This window comes from Mesorhizobium sp. WSM4808, assembly GCF_055811675.1.
Genome location: NZ_JBVVQX010000012.1, coordinates 113,342 through 129,254, shown reverse-complemented (window position 1 = coordinate 129,254; position 15,913 = coordinate 113,342). Strand labels below are relative to the sequence as shown.

At 62.8% G+C, this 15,913-nt stretch carries 13 protein-coding genes; 8 read left to right on the top strand and 5 right to left on the bottom strand.

Annotation, left to right across the window (positions count from 1 at the left end; genetic code table 11):
• Position 1 precedes the first annotated feature (1 nt).
• The 5 genes from AC0L2U_RS21780 to AC0L2U_RS21760 all read right to left on the bottom strand — a co-directional run bounded on the left by AC0L2U_RS21780 (position 2) and on the right by AC0L2U_RS21760 (position 5,651).
• Positions 2 to 868, bottom strand: a complete 867-nt coding sequence (locus tag AC0L2U_RS21780) for a carbohydrate ABC transporter permease (RefSeq protein ID WP_127399326.1) — start codon at positions 866 to 868, stop codon at positions 2 to 4.
• Positions 869 to 924: 56 nt separating this feature from the next.
• Positions 925 to 2,220: an ABC transporter substrate-binding protein gene (locus AC0L2U_RS21775; protein ID WP_245486662.1), complete on the bottom strand. Its 1,296-nt coding sequence runs from the start codon at positions 2,218 to 2,220 to the stop codon at positions 925 to 927.
• An 81-nt stretch (positions 2,221 to 2,301) separates the two neighbouring features.
• Positions 2,302 to 3,864 (bottom strand): putative N-acetylmannosamine-6-phosphate 2-epimerase, encoded by a 1,563-nt coding sequence (locus tag AC0L2U_RS21770; protein WP_127396150.1) that lies wholly within the window; start codon positions 3,862 to 3,864, stop codon positions 2,302 to 2,304.
• A gap of 68 nt (positions 3,865 to 3,932) precedes the next feature.
• Complete coding sequence (locus tag AC0L2U_RS21765; protein WP_128288824.1) at positions 3,933 to 4,682, bottom strand: GntR family transcriptional regulator; 750 nt, start codon at positions 4,680 to 4,682, stop codon at positions 3,933 to 3,935.
• 129 nt (positions 4,683 to 4,811) lie between these two features.
• A complete protein-coding gene (locus AC0L2U_RS21760) occupies positions 4,812 to 5,651 on the bottom strand; it encodes an IclR family transcriptional regulator (protein WP_164749416.1) in 840 nt (279 codons plus the stop codon).
• Between the two features lie 40 nt (positions 5,652 to 5,691).
• Between AC0L2U_RS21760 and AC0L2U_RS21755 the strand changes: the two genes are divergently transcribed.
• From AC0L2U_RS21755 to AC0L2U_RS21720, 8 genes are all read left to right on the top strand, one after another.
• Positions 5,692 to 6,795 (top strand): succinylglutamate desuccinylase/aspartoacylase family protein, encoded by a 1,104-nt coding sequence (locus tag AC0L2U_RS21755; RefSeq protein ID WP_245486661.1) that lies wholly within the window; start codon positions 5,692 to 5,694, stop codon positions 6,793 to 6,795.
• Positions 6,785 to 7,723 carry a threonine ammonia-lyase gene (locus AC0L2U_RS21750; RefSeq protein ID WP_473602648.1) on the top strand — a complete coding sequence of 313 codons (939 nt, stop codon included), beginning with the start codon at positions 6,785 to 6,787 and terminating at the stop codon, positions 7,721 to 7,723. Before AC0L2U_RS21755 ends, AC0L2U_RS21750 begins: the two co-directional genes overlap by 11 nt.
• A 158-nt stretch (positions 7,724 to 7,881) precedes the next feature.
• Positions 7,882 to 8,901, top strand: coding sequence for a sugar ABC transporter substrate-binding protein (locus tag AC0L2U_RS21745; RefSeq protein ID WP_013530435.1), 1,020 nt, complete (start codon positions 7,882 to 7,884; stop codon positions 8,899 to 8,901).
• Between the two features lie 115 nt (positions 8,902 to 9,016).
• A complete protein-coding gene (locus AC0L2U_RS21740) occupies positions 9,017 to 11,560 on the top strand; it encodes an ATP-binding cassette domain-containing protein (protein WP_127809675.1) in 2,544 nt (847 codons plus the stop codon).
• 10 nt (positions 11,561 to 11,570) lie between these two features.
• Entirely contained in the window at positions 11,571 to 12,593 is a 1,023-nt protein-coding gene (locus tag AC0L2U_RS21735) for a Gfo/Idh/MocA family protein (RefSeq protein ID WP_127809674.1), read from the top strand.
• A 10-nt stretch (positions 12,594 to 12,603) separates the two neighbouring features.
• Positions 12,604 to 13,578, top strand: a complete 975-nt coding sequence (locus AC0L2U_RS21730) for an ABC transporter permease (protein ID WP_023809451.1) — start codon at positions 12,604 to 12,606, stop codon at positions 13,576 to 13,578.
• Positions 13,575 to 14,381 (top strand): creatininase family protein, encoded by an 807-nt coding sequence (locus AC0L2U_RS21725; protein WP_127271522.1) that lies wholly within the window; start codon positions 13,575 to 13,577, stop codon positions 14,379 to 14,381. Before AC0L2U_RS21730 ends, AC0L2U_RS21725 begins: the two co-directional genes overlap by 4 nt.
• Positions 14,381 to 15,907 carry an aldehyde dehydrogenase family protein gene (locus tag AC0L2U_RS21720; protein ID WP_127395838.1) on the top strand — a complete coding sequence of 509 codons (1,527 nt, stop codon included), beginning with the start codon at positions 14,381 to 14,383 and terminating at the stop codon, positions 15,905 to 15,907. The genes AC0L2U_RS21725 and AC0L2U_RS21720 overlap by 1 nt, the downstream gene beginning before the upstream one ends.
• Positions 15,908 to 15,913: the final 6 nt, after the last annotated feature.

The following is a 15,913-nucleotide window of genomic DNA, read 5'->3' as shown; positions in this document are numbered from 1 at the left end:
GTCAACGCTTCCTGCGGCCGGCAAGCCGGTTAAGGCCGTGGAGAACGATGAACGACGCCAGGAACAGGATAACCGAAGCGGCGACCGCCTTGCCGATAGCCCCTTCCTTGAAGAAGGCCTGATAGATGTAGATCGACAAGGACGTCGTTGAACCGCCAGCGCCACTGCCGGTCAGCGCATAGACATTGTCGAACACCCGGAAACCGTCGATGAAACGGATGAAAAACGCGATGACCAGCGTCGGCTTCATCAAGGGCAGATCGATCCAGCGGACGATCTCAAACGGTGATGCGCCATCGAGCGAGGAGGCTTCGCGCACGTCGAGCGGTATGGCCGAATAGGCCATGTAGAAGAGCAGGAAGGCGAAAGGCGTCCATTGTAGCGTCTCCACGACGACAAGGGTGCGGAAGGCATTGTCGATGTCGAGGAAGGCCGGGCTGTCGCCAAACCATTCGAAGAGATAGTAGGGGACGGGGCCCGCGAATTCATGCAGCACCAGCCGGTACATGAGACCGACCATGGCCGGTGCGACCATCAGCGGCAGCATCAACGGCGCCATCAGGACTGGACGCTTGCTCAGAAGCGGCGCCAGGAAGATGGCAAGGAAAAGGCCGATCAGACATTCCGCCGATGCGGTAAGAATACCGAAGCGCAGCGAGAACCAGGCCGAGCTCCAGAATTCGCGGTCGTTCAACACCGCGACATAGTTACCGAAACCGCTCAACACCGGACTGCGCAAGGTCTCGAATGTGACGGTCGAAACGGAATAGATCAGATTGACGATCGCCGGAAAGCCGAGGAACAGAAGCAGGAAGCCGACCAGCGGCGTCAGATACATCCTGCCTTCGGCACGTGTCACAAGGGCCATGTCGATCCGCCAAACGCGCCGGACACCGGGCCTCGACCCGGCGTCCGGCAAATGGTTCATTTCTTGAGAAGGTCCTGCATGCCCGCCTTGGTGTGGGCGAGCGCATCCTCGAGGCTCTGCTGGCCGGACCAGTAGCCGGTGAACTCCTTTGCCTGCAGTTCATAGACCGGGAGCGCACTCGCGGACGTCGCTCCGGTCATGACATAGCCGTACTTGCTGGCGAATTCGCCGAGCTTGACGAGGTCGGGACGTTCCTTCGCAACCTTGGCGACGACATCGGGAGACAATGCCGGCGAACCGCCGCTGCGCGCATAGAGCAAGGCCGCATCCTCGGTGGCGAGCCACTTCAGGAACTTGACGGCGCCTTCCTTGTTCTTGGCGTTCTTGTTAAGGCCCAAACCAAGGCCGTGGATGTGATCGGCGCGTCCGTCGGGACCTGCCGGTGGCGCGACGATCCCGGTCACCTCGGCGACGGCCGGGGATTTTTCGGTGCTGGTCAGATCCGCCGCCGCGGCATTCCACTGCAGCGCCGTCGCGGCCTGGCCGGATGCGAAGGCCGCGTTGGTTTCCGCATATTCGTAGCTCAGCGAATCCTTGGGCGAAGAACCGGCATCATAGAGCTTCTTGTAGAGTTCGAGGCCGGTCTTGTAGGCATCGGAATCCACCGTGACATTGCCGTCCTTGTCCATCCAGTCGCCGCCGTAGGAACGCGGCAGGGACTGGAAGACCATCATGTTGAACAGCAGGTTCTTCATCTGCAGGACCGTGCCATAACGCACCGGGCTGTCGGGGTTCACCTGCTTGGTGAAATAGAGGGCGGTGGCCGCCCAGTCGTCCCAGGTCCAGCTATCCGGGTCTTTCGGCTGCAGGGGCTTGCCGAGATATTTCCGGGCGATTTCACCATAGGTCTTCCTGGCGGCGTCATCCCTGATCAAGGCGTCGATGAGATCCTTGCGGTAGTACATGAAGTGCAACGAAAGGTCTGTCGGGACGCCGTATTGCTTGCCGTCGAACTGCATCGTCTTGAGAACGGATTCGCCGAAAATCTTGGCCGCGTCCGCGCCAAGATCGACCGGCTCCATATAGGGCGCGTAGCGACCGAGCGAGTAGGTGGCGACGAGGTTCACGTCGAAGGCACTGGATCCGGCCGCCATGTCAGCCTGCAGCTTGTCGTAAAAGCCTTCCCGGTTGAAGAACAGCAGTTCCACCTTGTCGGCATCGCTGGCCTGCTTGTTGTAGGTTTCCACGGTTGCCCGCAGTGCGGTTTCCTCGGAGCCGCCAGGCCAGCCGAGCACGGTCACGGTTGCGTTGGCAAAGGTCGGCAAAGCCGTCCCCGCAAGGAGGGTGGCCATAAGCGCAAAAGATGTCCTGCTCAATTTCATGATCGTTCCCTTCTTTTTTGATGATTTTTGCATGACACGACCGGGGCGCCGTTACCTTGCCCATTCGGCAAGATCGGCAACACCGATGACGCCGGCGTGGCCTCCGAGCTTCGCCGCCACGAGATGGGGGGAAAGGCGCGGCGGGACCTCGCTCAGATGTGCGCGCACCCGGTCGAGATAGCCTTCTGCAAGACCGATGCTGCCACCGATGACGATCAATTTCGGATCGAACATCATCTGAATGTCCCGGCACAGCGCCGCGACCCGCGAGGCGCTTCGCGAGACGATGGCGCCGGCCCAGTCCTCGCCCTTCAGCGCGTGTCCGAACACATCGGCGGCGTCCGCCTTGGAACCGGCCTTGAGGGCCTCCGAAGCGATCCAGCGGCCGGACGTGCTGTCTTCGAGCGGAGCCCGGTCTTCAGACAGACCACGGATCAGACCGAAGTGACCGGCTAGACCGGACAGCAATCGGCCGTTGCAAACGATGCCGCCGCCAATTCCGGTAGAGATGGTCAGAAAGACGATGTCGCGACCTTGCCCGGCGCCGAATTTGTATTCGCCCCAGGCAGCCGCCTGGGCATCGTTGAACGCACAGACCGGCTTGCCGAAAACAGCGGATGCTCTTTCGACCAGCGGGTAGCCGTCGGGAATGCCAAGGGTTGCCGGATTCAATGCCGACCAGCGTCCATCCTGCACCAGTCCGGTCACCGCAATGCCGATGCGGCTGAAGCGGCTCGACCAGGCCGACGTACTTTGCGCCAAGGACGCAAGCCAGGCCTCGGGTCCAGCCTCTCGCGCAGTCGGCACGATCATGTCCTCGACCACCGTGCCATCGTTGACCAGCGCGGCCATCGTCTTGGTTCCCCCGATGTCGATGCCCAGGACGGATGGGCCCAGAACGGTTGGGCCCAGGACACTTGTGCCAAGGGCGGTTTGCGCGCCCCTCGCCGCATAGGCGTCGGAAAGCGCCTGGTGGAACCATGAGGTGACGTGCTCGGTACGGGTGATCGCCGAGCCGACAACCACGGCACAGGCGCCGGCGCGCGCGGCGGCAGCCGCCTGCTCAGGCGACCGGATACGCCCTTCGGCAATGACGTAGGGGGTCAGGGTTCGCATTTCAGCGATGAGGGCGATATCCGGATCCTGCGGCTCCGGCCCGCCGACATAGCCGGAAAGCGTCGTGCCGACGAAATCGACACCCGCGGCAAGGGCCCGGCGCGCATCGTCAAGGCAAGAGCAATCGGCCATGGTCAGCTTGTTCCTGGCCTTGACGGCTTTCACAAGCGCTTCGACAGGAACGGGACGGACACGCTCCGTCGCATCGAAAGCGATGATATCGGCGCCCGCCTCGGCCAGGGCCTCGACATCGGCCGGATAGGGTGTGATGCGCACGGGGCTGTCGGTGAGATCGCGCTTGACGATACCGATGATCGGCACGCGGACGGCCAGGCGGGCGGCCGCGACATAGGGCACGGATTCGATGCGGAGGGCCTTGGCTCCGGCTTCAACAGCGGCCCTGGCAAAGCCCGTCACGAATTGCGCACTGTCCATCGGGCCGCCGGGAACCGGCTGGCAGGACACGATGAGACTGTTGGCGATGTCTTCCCGCTGCACGTCGGCACTCCCTTGTCGCCATCACGATAAATGGAAAATACCAGATTACAACCAGTTCATAACTGGTATTATCTTTGCAGCTCGAAGACGAAATCGTAGACGTCGCCTTTGTAGCGTGTCTCGCAGTATTCCACGATCTGTCCGTCGGGGAGAAAGCAGCGGCGCTCGGTCATCAGCAGCGGTGCGCCCGCGTCACAATGAAGGTGCTTTGCATCCTCCAGCGACGCGCCGCGCGAGCGCATGCGCTGGATTGCCCTCTGAGGCAGGAAGCCGCGTGCATCAAGCGCTTCATAAAGGGAATCCTGAACCATCTCGGGCGAAGGAAGGAAGCGAACCGGCACGGCCGAGACCTCGACGGCGATCGGCGCGCCATCGGCCGTCCTCACACGACGCATGCGAACCACATTGGTATTGCCCGCAATACCCAGGGCCATCATTTCGGCCGGGGATGGACGGCTTATCTGCTTGGAAAGCCATAGACATCCAGGCTTCAGGCCGCGCGCCAGAATGTCCTCCGAAAAGCTCGTCAGCGTCGAAAGCGATTTCTCGACCCGCGACCCGATCTCGGTTTTGGAACCGTGCCGGCGATTGAGCTGCCCTTCCTCTTCGAGCAGCGCCAGGGCCTTTCTCACAGTGACTCGCGAGATCGACAGGGCTTCCGCCAGAACCCGCTCGCCTGGCAGAACCGCGCCGGCTTTCAACGCGTTGGAGCGGATCGCCGCCTCGATCGCCGATTTCAACCGTCTGTAAAGCGGCACATCGGACGCTGTCGCTTCCATTTCCCGACTGACAAGCCCGATCAGGTTCACGGTTGTCATTGCCCTTCCTCCCGCGCGAGAAGCACCCAGGATCAAAACATTCCTGACTGGACCTATACTGGTATTATCAATCCGGTGCAAACGGCCAGCGGACGGTGCTTCGCCGCGCCCTCAGCGCATCACGATCCCTTAGCGAACCCTCGGTGACAGCTTCATGGAGATGCGATCGCAGGCAGCCCGCAGGACCTCCAGAGTATAGGCATGGCGGCTTTCACGCGTATGGCGATTGATATAGGCGACGATGATGGAGGCGACGGCACTGCCGTCCGGCCCGATGACCGGACAGCAGATATCGGTGATGCCGACGAAGTCACGGCTCTCGCGCATCCAGTAGCCGTCCGCGCGGATGGTACGAAGCTGCTTTTCCAGCGCGTCACGATCCAGCGGCGCCGGTGAATGCGCCGCACATTCATCGATCATCCGCGCTGCGACCTTTGGTGACTGGAAGGCAAGTATCACATGGCCGGAGGTCGCGTCGGTGGCCAGGCGGCCGTAGCCGAGGCGCAGCGTGAACGCCATGTCCTCGCCGCCGGGAGCGGCCGCGGTCACGACGGTCAAGCCATGATTGAAGACGACCAGGTGCGGCGACTGATTTGAGTCCCCGGCAATCTGCGTCAGCTCGGGCATGGCGGCGGACATGAGATCCTGAGCGCTCGGCGTGTGCAGCCCCAGCTTGAAAAGCTTGTCGGTCAACGAATAGGCGTCGGTCTCGGCGTTGCGCTCGATATATTGACGCTCCTGCAGCGCGATCAGCATCCGGAAAATCTCATTCTTCGAACGGCCGAGGCCTTCCGCGATCTCCTTCATCGTCAAGGGCGCCCGCGCCTCCGCCAGCAGTTCCAGGACATCCAGACCCTTGGTCAGCGCCGGGGCCGAATAGGTCGGTTTGCCACTCTCTTTTGCATCATCTGCCATTCGAAGAATCCCCGGTGGTCCCGCACGATAGAGACAAGAAATCGGAATTGCCATTGGTTTTATATCCAAACTTGACACCATATATAAAACTGACATGATGACGGGGACAATGAATTTCGAGGCCGACCCGATGACCGTCCAGAGACCTGCAAACACTGTGCGCGCAACCATCATTCCCCGGAACAACAGTGTTTACACGTCGGTCGATTTCGATCGCGAGGGCAAGCAGATCGGTTTCTTCCATGTGCCTCAATCGCCGCACGACGATGCCTGGGGCACGGTCCGCGTTCCGCTCGCCGTCATCAAGAACGGTGACGGTCCGACGGTCCTGATCGAGGGTGGCAACCACGGCGACGAATATGAGGGGCCGATCGCGCTCGGCGAGCTTCTGCGCGAGATCGATCCACGGGATATTGCCGGACGCATCATTGCGATTCCGGCCATCAACATTCGGGCCGTCGAGGCCGGCACCCGCACCTCCCCGGTCGACGGGTTGAATTTCAACCGCAGTTTCCCGGGCGATTTCAACGGCACGCTGACAAGCCAGATCGCGGCTTACGTGCATGACGTCCTGTTTCCGATGGCCGACTACTTCCTGGATCTCCATTCCGGCGGTTCGTCCCTGATGATCCTGCCGAGCGCGATCATCGAGCCCTCCCCGACCGCGCAAGGGCATCGCAAGAACATCAAGGCGACGCTCGCCTTCGGGGCGCCGACCGTTGTCATGGTCGACAATCTCGGTGAAACCCGGACCTCGACCGCGTCCGCCAACCACCAGGGGCTGATCGTCATCGGCAGTGAGATGGCCGGCGGCGGCCTTGTCAGTCCGGATGCGCTGGCCATCTGCCGTAGGGGCATCCGCAATGTGCTGAAACATGCAGGCGTTCTGAATGGCGCGCCTGACATCGCCCCTGGCGCCAACGCGCGCGTGCTCAAGGTTCCCGGAAGCGAAGGCTATCTGCTTTCCGAGGAGGACGGTGTCTTCGAACCCTTGAGCCCGCTCGGCAGTGCCGTCAGCAAAGGCGACCTTGCCGGACGCATTCACTTCCTCCACACGCCGTCACGCGCGCCCATCGATCTCCTTCACCCCATCGACGGCATCGTTTTCGCCAAGCGTCAGCCCGGCCGCGTGCGTCCGGGGAATTGCTGCTTCGTGCTTGCCAACGAATATCCGGAGGCACTGACCGATGAGCCATGAGGACATCATGGCGGCTGCCCGGCGCATTGCCCCCTTCATACGGCGAACCCCGGTCGTCAAGCTCGACCATGCCACGGGCGCAAACCTTCAAAATGATGTCTATTTGAAACTGGAATGCCTCCAGGTGAGCGGCTCCTTCAAGATTCGGGGCGCCACGAACCGGGTTAAAACGCTCGAGCCAAGCCGGATCGAAAACGGACTGATCGCCGCATCCGGTGGCAATCACGGCCTGGCCACCGCCTATGTGGCTGCCCGGGCCGGCGTTCCCGCCACCATCTACCTGCCGAACAATGCAAGCCCGCTGAAGGCGGAAAAGCTGCGCAAATGTGGGGCTGACGTTCGCTTCGAAGGCAATGTCTGGGATGAAGCGCATGAGGCGGCATTGGCCGAGGCAAAGGCGAGCGCCGCCTTCTACATGCATCCCTTCGCCGATGCGCAGATCGTGTCCGGTCAGGGAACCGTGGCGCTGGAGATGGTCGATCAAATTCCCGATGCCGACATCTACATCGTCGCGATCGGCGGTGGCGGGCTCATCAGCGGCATGTCCGAAGTCCTGAAGCACGCCAAACCCGAAGCCAGGATCATCGGTGTCGAGCCGACCGGTTCACCGACCCTTCACGCCTCCCTGGCTGCCGGCCGTGTGGTTCGCTTGCCCGAGATAACGACGAAGGTGGCGACCATGGCCTGCGGCCGCACGGACGAAAGCATCTACGAGATCGTCGCCAAGCACGTCGACGACATTGTCCTTGTCGAGGATGCGGACATGCAGAAGGCCGCTGAATTGCTCTGGTTCGAATTCGGCATCGCCGCCGACCTCAGCGGCGCGGCATCGCTGGCCGCCTTGATGAGCGGCGCTTTCAAGCCACCGCGCGGCGCCCGCATCGCCGGGCTTGTCTGTGGCGCCGGTGTCGAGGGCCTGAATGGCTGAGGTTGAGCAAGGCCGGTCCACGCAGACGCGGCCCTGACATGAATACGGCACGAGTGCCGCGAAATACCGCCGGAATGCCTGTCACTGGGACGGTCGTCGTGCGGGACATGAAAAAGAGGCGAAGAATCGTCCTGTCGCAACAAGAGGAGAACTGAAACATGCGCATTTCCCTGAAAGCATCCATTGCTCTGCTCGCACTCGCCATCGCGACGCCCTCGCTTGCCGCGGAAAAGGTTTTGGGGCTTGCGGCAATCGACCTGCAGAACTCCTTCTTCGTCCGCATGAAGGAAGCGGGCGACGTGGCTGCCGCCGACTATGGGGTGAAATCCACTTGGCAGAGCGCCGAGGGCAGTCTGGAAAAACAGGTCAGCATCATCGAGAATTTCATCAATCAAGGCGTCAGCGCGATCCTGATCGATCCGATCGACAAGAACGCGGTCATTCCGGTCATCCAGAAAGCCACCGCCGCCGGCATTCCGGTGATCACCATGGGCAACAAGGTCGAGGCCGGCTCGAACTACTCGACGCTCTATCCGGACTACGACAACATGTCGATGGTTGCCCGCGCGCTCGGCAAGTCGCTTGGCGGCAAGGGCGAAGTCGCCCTGCTCGTCGGTTCGCGTGGCAACTTCGTGTCCGACACGCGCGAAAAAGGCTTTGTCGAAACCCTGAAAAAGGAGTTTCCGGACATCAAGGTTGTCGGCATCGAGCCGACCGGCTGGGACGCAGCCAAGGCAACCAATGCCGCCCAGACCTGGCTCACCACCTATCCGGATCTGAAGGCCATCGGCTGCATCTCCGACAGCCTTTGCCTGGCCGCCGATTCCGTTGCCAGCTCGATGGGAACTCAGTTGCTCTACGGCGGCTATGACGGCGACGCCGAGATGAAGCCGCTGATCGACGACGGCAAGATGGTGATGGACGTGCTGACCGGCGCCTATCGTGTCGGCTACTGGAACATCGCCGTTGCCGCTCGTCTGGCCAACGGCGAAAAGCTGCCGCAGGATCTCTACATGCCGACCTATTTCGTGACCTCGGATGCGACGGCCGCGAAGCTCAAGGCGGATGGCCTCACCTTCGAATACATCAACACCGACAAAGAGGCGGTGGAAGCCAAGAACTATACCGAGCAACTCGGTCCCAAGGTTCCGGCGACCGCCATGACCCTGGCAAAGTAACAGCCTAGAGCGGCTCAAGCGCCGGATGACGTATCATCCGGCGTCCCCTTTTCCTGACGATCGCCGTCGCCGCTCCGTGGTGACCGCGCATGATGCTCGATAAGAGGACCGACCCATGTTCCAGTCCTGGACCTCTCCGTTACTGCGGCGCAACGAACCGGTTCTCATCGCGGTGCTGCTGGTCGCCATCGCCGTCTTCGGCTGGATCGATCCGCGTTTTCTGTCGACCGGCAATCTTGTCAGCATCGCGCAGCAGAGTGCGGTCATCGCCCTCATCTCTTTTGCCATGACGGCCGTGATCATCGCGCGCGGCATTGATATTTCCGTCGGCAGCAATCTTGCCTGTTCCGGCATCGCCGCGGGTCTTGCCTACACGGCAACCGGCTCGGCGAGCTTGAGCCTTCTCGCCGCGATCGGTGGCGGTGCCGCAATCGGTCTGCTCAATGGAACGTTGATCGGCTTTGCCGGCATCTCCCCATTCATCGCAACGCTCGCCACCATGGCGTTTGCGCGCGGCCTGGCGCTCAGCCTCTCCGGCGCATCCAGCATCGCGGTCGCCGATCCGGTCCTGCTTTTCGCGGGACGCGAGACGATCGGCCTCCTGCCGGTCTCCGTCATCATCGCCGCCATCTGCCTGGGCCTCTGGTGGTTCGTGCTCAATCGTACGGTCTACGGACGCTGGATCTATGCGGTCGGCGGCAATGCGGGCGCGGCGCGGGCCTCACTGGTTCCCGTCGACCTCGTGCGCATCTCCGTCTACCTGATTGCCGGTGCGACGGCCGGGCTCGGCGCGATACTCACCATCGGTCGTCTCGGTTCGGCACAGCCGCTTGCCGGCACCGGGCTCGAATTTACAGCCATTACAGCCGCGATCATCGGCGGCACGAAACTGTCCGGCGGCCAGGGCTCCATCTGGGGAACGGCGATCGGGGCGCTGCTGCTGGGCGTCATCAACACCGGCCTGTCCTTCCTGCAGGTGCCGCAGATCCTGATCTATTTCGTGACCGCGAGCCTCATTCTGGTGGCCGTTCTTACCAGCCAGCCGGAGAGTGTCGCCGCCCTGTTCAAGACCGGTGGCCGCAAGTCCACCCCGTCGCCCCGCAACATCGCCGCAACACCGGTCGGCAAACACAGCATCGCCTTGCGCGGGCTTGGCAAGTCTTTTCCGGGCGTCAAAGCACTCGACGGTGTCAGCTTTGCCGTCTCGGCCGGTGAGGTGGTGGGACTTGCCGGCGAGAACGGGGCCGGGAAATCGACGCTGGTGAAGTGCATTTCCGGTCTGCATCGCCCGGACGAGGGTGAGATCATCATCGACGGCAACGCCGTCCAGTTCCACTCCCCCAGCGACGCCAGGGGCATCAGCGTCATCCATCAGCATTTCAGCCTTTCGCCGGACCTGACGGTGGCCGAGAATCTCTTCATCGGCCGCGAACCGCATACCCGCCTGGGATTTCTCGACCGGGCTCGGATGCGGCGCGATGCAAAATCCATCATGGACGAGCTGTCGCTCGATATCGACATTGGCGCGGAGCTGCGAACACTTTCCGTCGGGCACCGGCAGATGGTGGAAATTGCCCGTGCCGTTCTGTCCGATGCCTGGTTCTTCATCATGGACGAGCCGACCAGCGCGCTCTCCAACCGCGAGCGCGACCAGCTCTACGACCTGATCGACAGGCTGAGAGCTCGCGGCGCCGGCATCCTCTACATCTCGCACAAGATGGAAGAGATCTTCAGCCAGTGCGACCGCGTCGTCGTTCTGCGTGACGGGCGCTTCATCGGCGAGCGCCAGACCCGCCAGACCAGCGAGGCCGAGATCGTCTCGATGATGGTCGGGCGCGATGTCGGCGACATCTTCCCCTATCTCGAAGCGCAAGTCGGCGAAACCGCGATCGAAATCAGCAACATCTCCGATGGCAAGCTCTTGAAGTCGGCCACGCTCAGCGTGTGCAGGGGCGAAATCGTCGCGCTCGCCGGCCTGATGGGAAGCGGCCGCTCCGAGGTGCTCAGGCTGATTGCCGGCCTCGAGACCATGCATGGCGGCACGCTCAGAATTTTCGGCGGGCAGCAGACCGGCGGCGACACCAAGGCCGCCAATCGCGCCGGCATCGTCTACATACCGGAAGACCGGCACCTGGAAGGATTCGTCGGCACGATGTCGATCAGGGACAACCTGTCCCTCGCCTGGATTCGCGACAACAGTCACTTCGGCCTGCTGAGACCTCGCCGCATCCTGGCACTCGCCCGCGATCTCATCGGCTCACTCGGCGTGCGGCCGGCCCAGCCCGACAAAATGACCATCGAGCTTTCGGGCGGCAATCAGCAGAAGGTCGTCATCGGCAAATGGCTTGCCACCAAACCGAAGATCATCCTGCTCGACGAGCCGACACGGGGCGTCGACGTCGGCGCGAAGTCCGAACTCCATCACCTGATCGCAAGATTGAAGGCCGAGGGCGCGGCGATCCTCATGGTGTCGAGCGAGTTGCCCGAGGTTCTCGGCGTTGCCGACCGCATCGTCGTCATGCGCGAAGGCCACTCTGTCGGCACGCTGGCTCGTGGGGCGACGGAAGAAGACGTGATGACGCTGGCCTTCGGTGATCGCACGATCACGCCACCAGCCTGCGCACCCCGGCCAGCATCCAACCTTGCACCATGCCTGTAAGGAGAACCCTTTGAGCAAGCTGAAGATCGCCATCGTCGGTGCCGGCTACATGGGTCTCCTGCATGCGCAGGTGGTTGCCGCGAGCCCTGTCGCGGAACTGTCGGCATTCGTTGATCCGAATGCTGCCACGGGGAGCAAGGCCGCGTCGGATTTCGGTGCCCGGCATTTCCGCGATGCCGCCACCGCGCTGGCCGCCAATGCCGCCGACGCCTATATCGTGGCGGCACCCGACGCGCTGCATGAAGACGTCTGCCGCACGCTGCTCGATGCCGGCAAGCCGGTGCTGCTCGAAAAACCGATGGCTCACGATCTTTCCGCTGCCAAGGCGATTGCCAGAGCGGCGGAGAGAAACGGCGCGCGCCTGTTGGTCGGCCACATCCTGCGGTTCGACCCGCGCTATTGCGAGGCCGCGGCAGCGGTGAAATCCGGGCGGATCGGCGAGCCGATCCACGGCAGCAGCGGCCGTTTCACCAATCGCGAAGTCGGTCTTCGCATGAACGGAAACTCGAGCGTCTGCTTCTACCTCGGCGTGCACGACGTCGATGCGCTGCAATGGATCTCAGGTTCGGACATCATCGCCGTCTACTCTCGGCCCGTCGCCAAGCTCATGCCTTCGCTCGGGGTTCGCTCCGAAGACGCGATCTTCTCCACCGTCGAGCTGTCGAACGGAATGAGCGGACAGCTCTATTTCGGCTGGACGCTGCCACCGACCGTTCCGACCGGCATCTGGGCACGCACGGAAATCATCGGCACGGAAGGCATGATCGACCTCGACGTGCGCGACCACGGTCTACGCATCCTGTCGCGTGGACAGTGGTCGCAACCCGACGCCCTGCACTGGCCGACCGTCAATGGCCGTATCACCGGGGATCTCTTCGAGGAGGTCCACCATTTCATTTCGGCGGTTCGCGACGACACCCCTTTCGTGATGCCGGTCGGCGACGCCCTGCGCGCCGTCGCCGTCAATGATGCCATCCTGCGCAGCGTCAAATCAGGCCTGCGCGAACCGGTCGAAGATTGGCACATCCGATGAGAGGATCCTCATGACCCGCCAACAGAACATCTGGTGCAGGCGCTTTCTCGACCTCTCGCCGTTGATCCTGCTGGTCATCCTGCTGGCGATCTTCGCGCTCATCGACGCCCGCATCGTTTCAACCGCCAGCCTCATCAACATCGTCGCCCAGGCGACCCCGATCGCCATCCTGGCGCTTGGGGCTCTGATCGTTCTGCTGACGGCGGGCATCGACCTGTCCGCCGGCGTCGGCGTCGCCTTCTGCGCCGTCTTCATCGCCAGCCTGATCGACGGCGGCGCCGGCCTGCCGCTTGCCCTGCTCGTCGGCTTTGCCGTGATGGTGGTGATCGGCCTCGCGAACGGCGCCGTTATCGCATTGTTGAAGATACCGCCCTTCGTGACGACACTGGCCACAATGGTCGCGCTGCAGGGCGCAACGCTTGCGGTTGCCTCCAAAGGCGTCCTGATGCTGAAGGATCCGACGCTTCGCGCGGTCGGCATCGAGCGCAGCTTCGGCATTCCCAATGTCATCTTCGCAACACTGCTGATCGTCGCCGTAGCAGCAATCCTGATGCGGCACAGCCGTTTCGGGCTGCGTACCTATGCGCTCGGGTCGGATGCCGGGGCCGCGGAACTTGCCGGCATCCCGGTGACGAAACACACGATCCTCGTCTATTGCGCCTCCAGTATCTTCGTCTTCCTGACGGCTGTGATCATGATCAGCCGGGTGCCTGTCGTGACGCCCAATATCGGTGGTACCTCGCTGCTTCTGGACGCGATCGCCGCTGCCGTGCTCGGCGGCACCAGTATCTTCGGCGGACGGGGAACGGTGTGGGGCGCGGTCGTCGGCGCCCTGATCGTCAGCCTGCTGACGACGGCGCTTCGGGTGTTCGGCACGGACCCGTCCAGCCTCGAACTCTACAAGGGGGCAATCATCATGGTCGCTCTCCTGGCCGATTCCGGCATGACCTACGCCAAGGCCCGGCTTGTCGAGGCAGCACGATGAGCGAGCCAGTTCCGGCATTGCCGATCCCGCCTGGGTCCAGCTTTGCGCTGATGACCTCGCCGGATACGGAAAGACACGCGACAGCCGGCGTGCATAAACCCGTCGTCATTCTGCCGCTCGGCGCTGTCGAGCAACATGGCCCCCATCTGCCGCTCGGCGTCGATTGCTGGCTTGCGGAAGCGGTTGCGCTCGCCGCGGCGGAAGGACAGGCCTCCATGCGTGTCGCCGAACCTTTCGCCTATGGCTCGTCCGAGCATCATCGCTCCTTCTCCGGCACCATGAGCCTCAGCCCGCAGACCTTCATCGCCGTTCTCGTCGATCTCTGCACCTGCCTTGCCGAAGACGGCTTCCTGCCGGTCATGCTGAACGGCCATGGCGGAAACCGCGCCGCGATCCAGGTGGCGATCACCACCCTTGGCCAGCGTGGCATCGTCACCGCGGGTTTCTCGTATTTCGATCTCATCGCCGACGTGGCGGCGGAGGCCCTGCCCGATGCCGCTACAGGCACCGGTCACGCTTGCGCGCTTGAAACCTCGTTGATGATGCATGTGCTTGGCGACAGCGTTCGCCGCGATCTCATCCCGCCGGGCGGCACCCCGCCATCCTGGCCGGATCCTCACCTTTACGCCGCGCCTGCCGTCACCGTCTGGCGCCGTTTCGAAGCCATCCGCGGCAACGGCGTCATCGGTACGCCGTCGCAGGCGGGCGCGGAGGCCGGCAGCAGACTTTTCATCGCAGCCGTGGAACGCAGCCGCGCCGCCATTTTGAACATCCAATCCGAATTCGGCCAAAGGAACGCATGATGACAGTCCATTTCAAATCTTCTCTCGAAGGCCCCAACCTGCGCGGCATGGCGATCGTCTCGGAGCCGGAAGCAGCCGCCCGCATCGGCATCAACCGTATCGGCGGCGAGTGGATTGCCGGCAGCTCCGGCAAGTTCCTGAAAATCGACAGTCCGTCGACGGGCGAGCACCTCGGCTATCTCTCACTTTCCACCCGCGCCGATGTCGGCCGCGCGGTGAAAGCCGCCGAAGGCGCACGCGAGGCCATGCGCAAGATGGGAACCTTCGCACGCGCTCAACTGTGCATGCGCATCGCCGACGCGATCGACAGGCGCGCCGAGGAACTCGCGCGCCTGCTCTGCCTGGAACAGGGTAAACCCTTCCACAGCGAGGCAAAGGCCGAAGCATCGGCGGCAGCTCTCGGTTTCCGCAATGCGGCAGAGCAGATGAAGTGGCTGGAGACGGCGGCGTTTCCGCTTGCCGATGCCAACAAGCGCGCCTTCAGCTTCCTGCAGCCGAAGGGTGTCTTTGCCATCATCACACCTTGGAATTTCCCGCTCGCCCTGCCCTGCCTCTATTATCTCGGACCGGCCATCGCAACGGGCAACACCGTCGTCTGGGTGCCGGCGCCGACGACGTCGCTGATTGCCACGGCACTTGTCGAATGCTTCATCGAGGCGGGCCTGCCGGACGGCGCCATCAATCTCGTTCTGGGTGACGGTGCGGAGGTGGGCGACGAGGCGGTCGTTCATCCGGGCACCCATGCCATCGGCTTCACCGGCAGTTCTGTCACAGGCGCGACGATCGCCCGGCGTGGAGCGGGCAAGCCGCTTCTGCTCGAAATGGGCGGCAACGGTCCGACCATCGTGCTGGCCGATGCCGATATCGACATGGCCGCCGCCCAGGTCGGGGCCGGCTGCTTTGCCAATGCCGGGCAGATCTGCACGGCCACCGAACGCGTGCTGGTGCATAAATCCGTCCATGACCGTTTCATAGAAGGTCTCGTGAAAGCGGCCGCGCAGGTGAAAATGGGCGACCCTTTCGATCCCGCGACGACGATGGGTCCGATCAACAATGCGGTGGCCGTCGACAAGGTACTCAGCCACATCGCGGACGCCCGCGCGCGTGGCGCCGAGATCGTCACCGGCGGCAATGTGGCGTCGGGTTTTGCCACCAATCTCTATTTCGAGCCGTCGATCGTCACAGGACTGACCCGGGAAAGCCTGCTCAATGTCGAGGAATCCTTCGGGCCGATCGCACCCGTGCTGATCTTCGAGACCGATGAGGAGGCGATGGAACTTGCGGCGTCCAGCCCCTACGGCCTGTCGGCCGCGGTCTTCACCAGCACCATCAAGAACGCCTTTGCCTTTGCTGAAAGCCTGAAGGTCGGCATCGTCAACATCAACGAGATGAGCTGTTATTGGGAGCCGCATATTCCTGCCGGCGGCGCCGCCGGGACGCAGAGCGGCCTCGGCCGCACCGGGGGTCGGCACACGCTGATGGAAATGTGCGACCTGAAGACGATTACCGTGGATATCACCCGCTGACTCCAA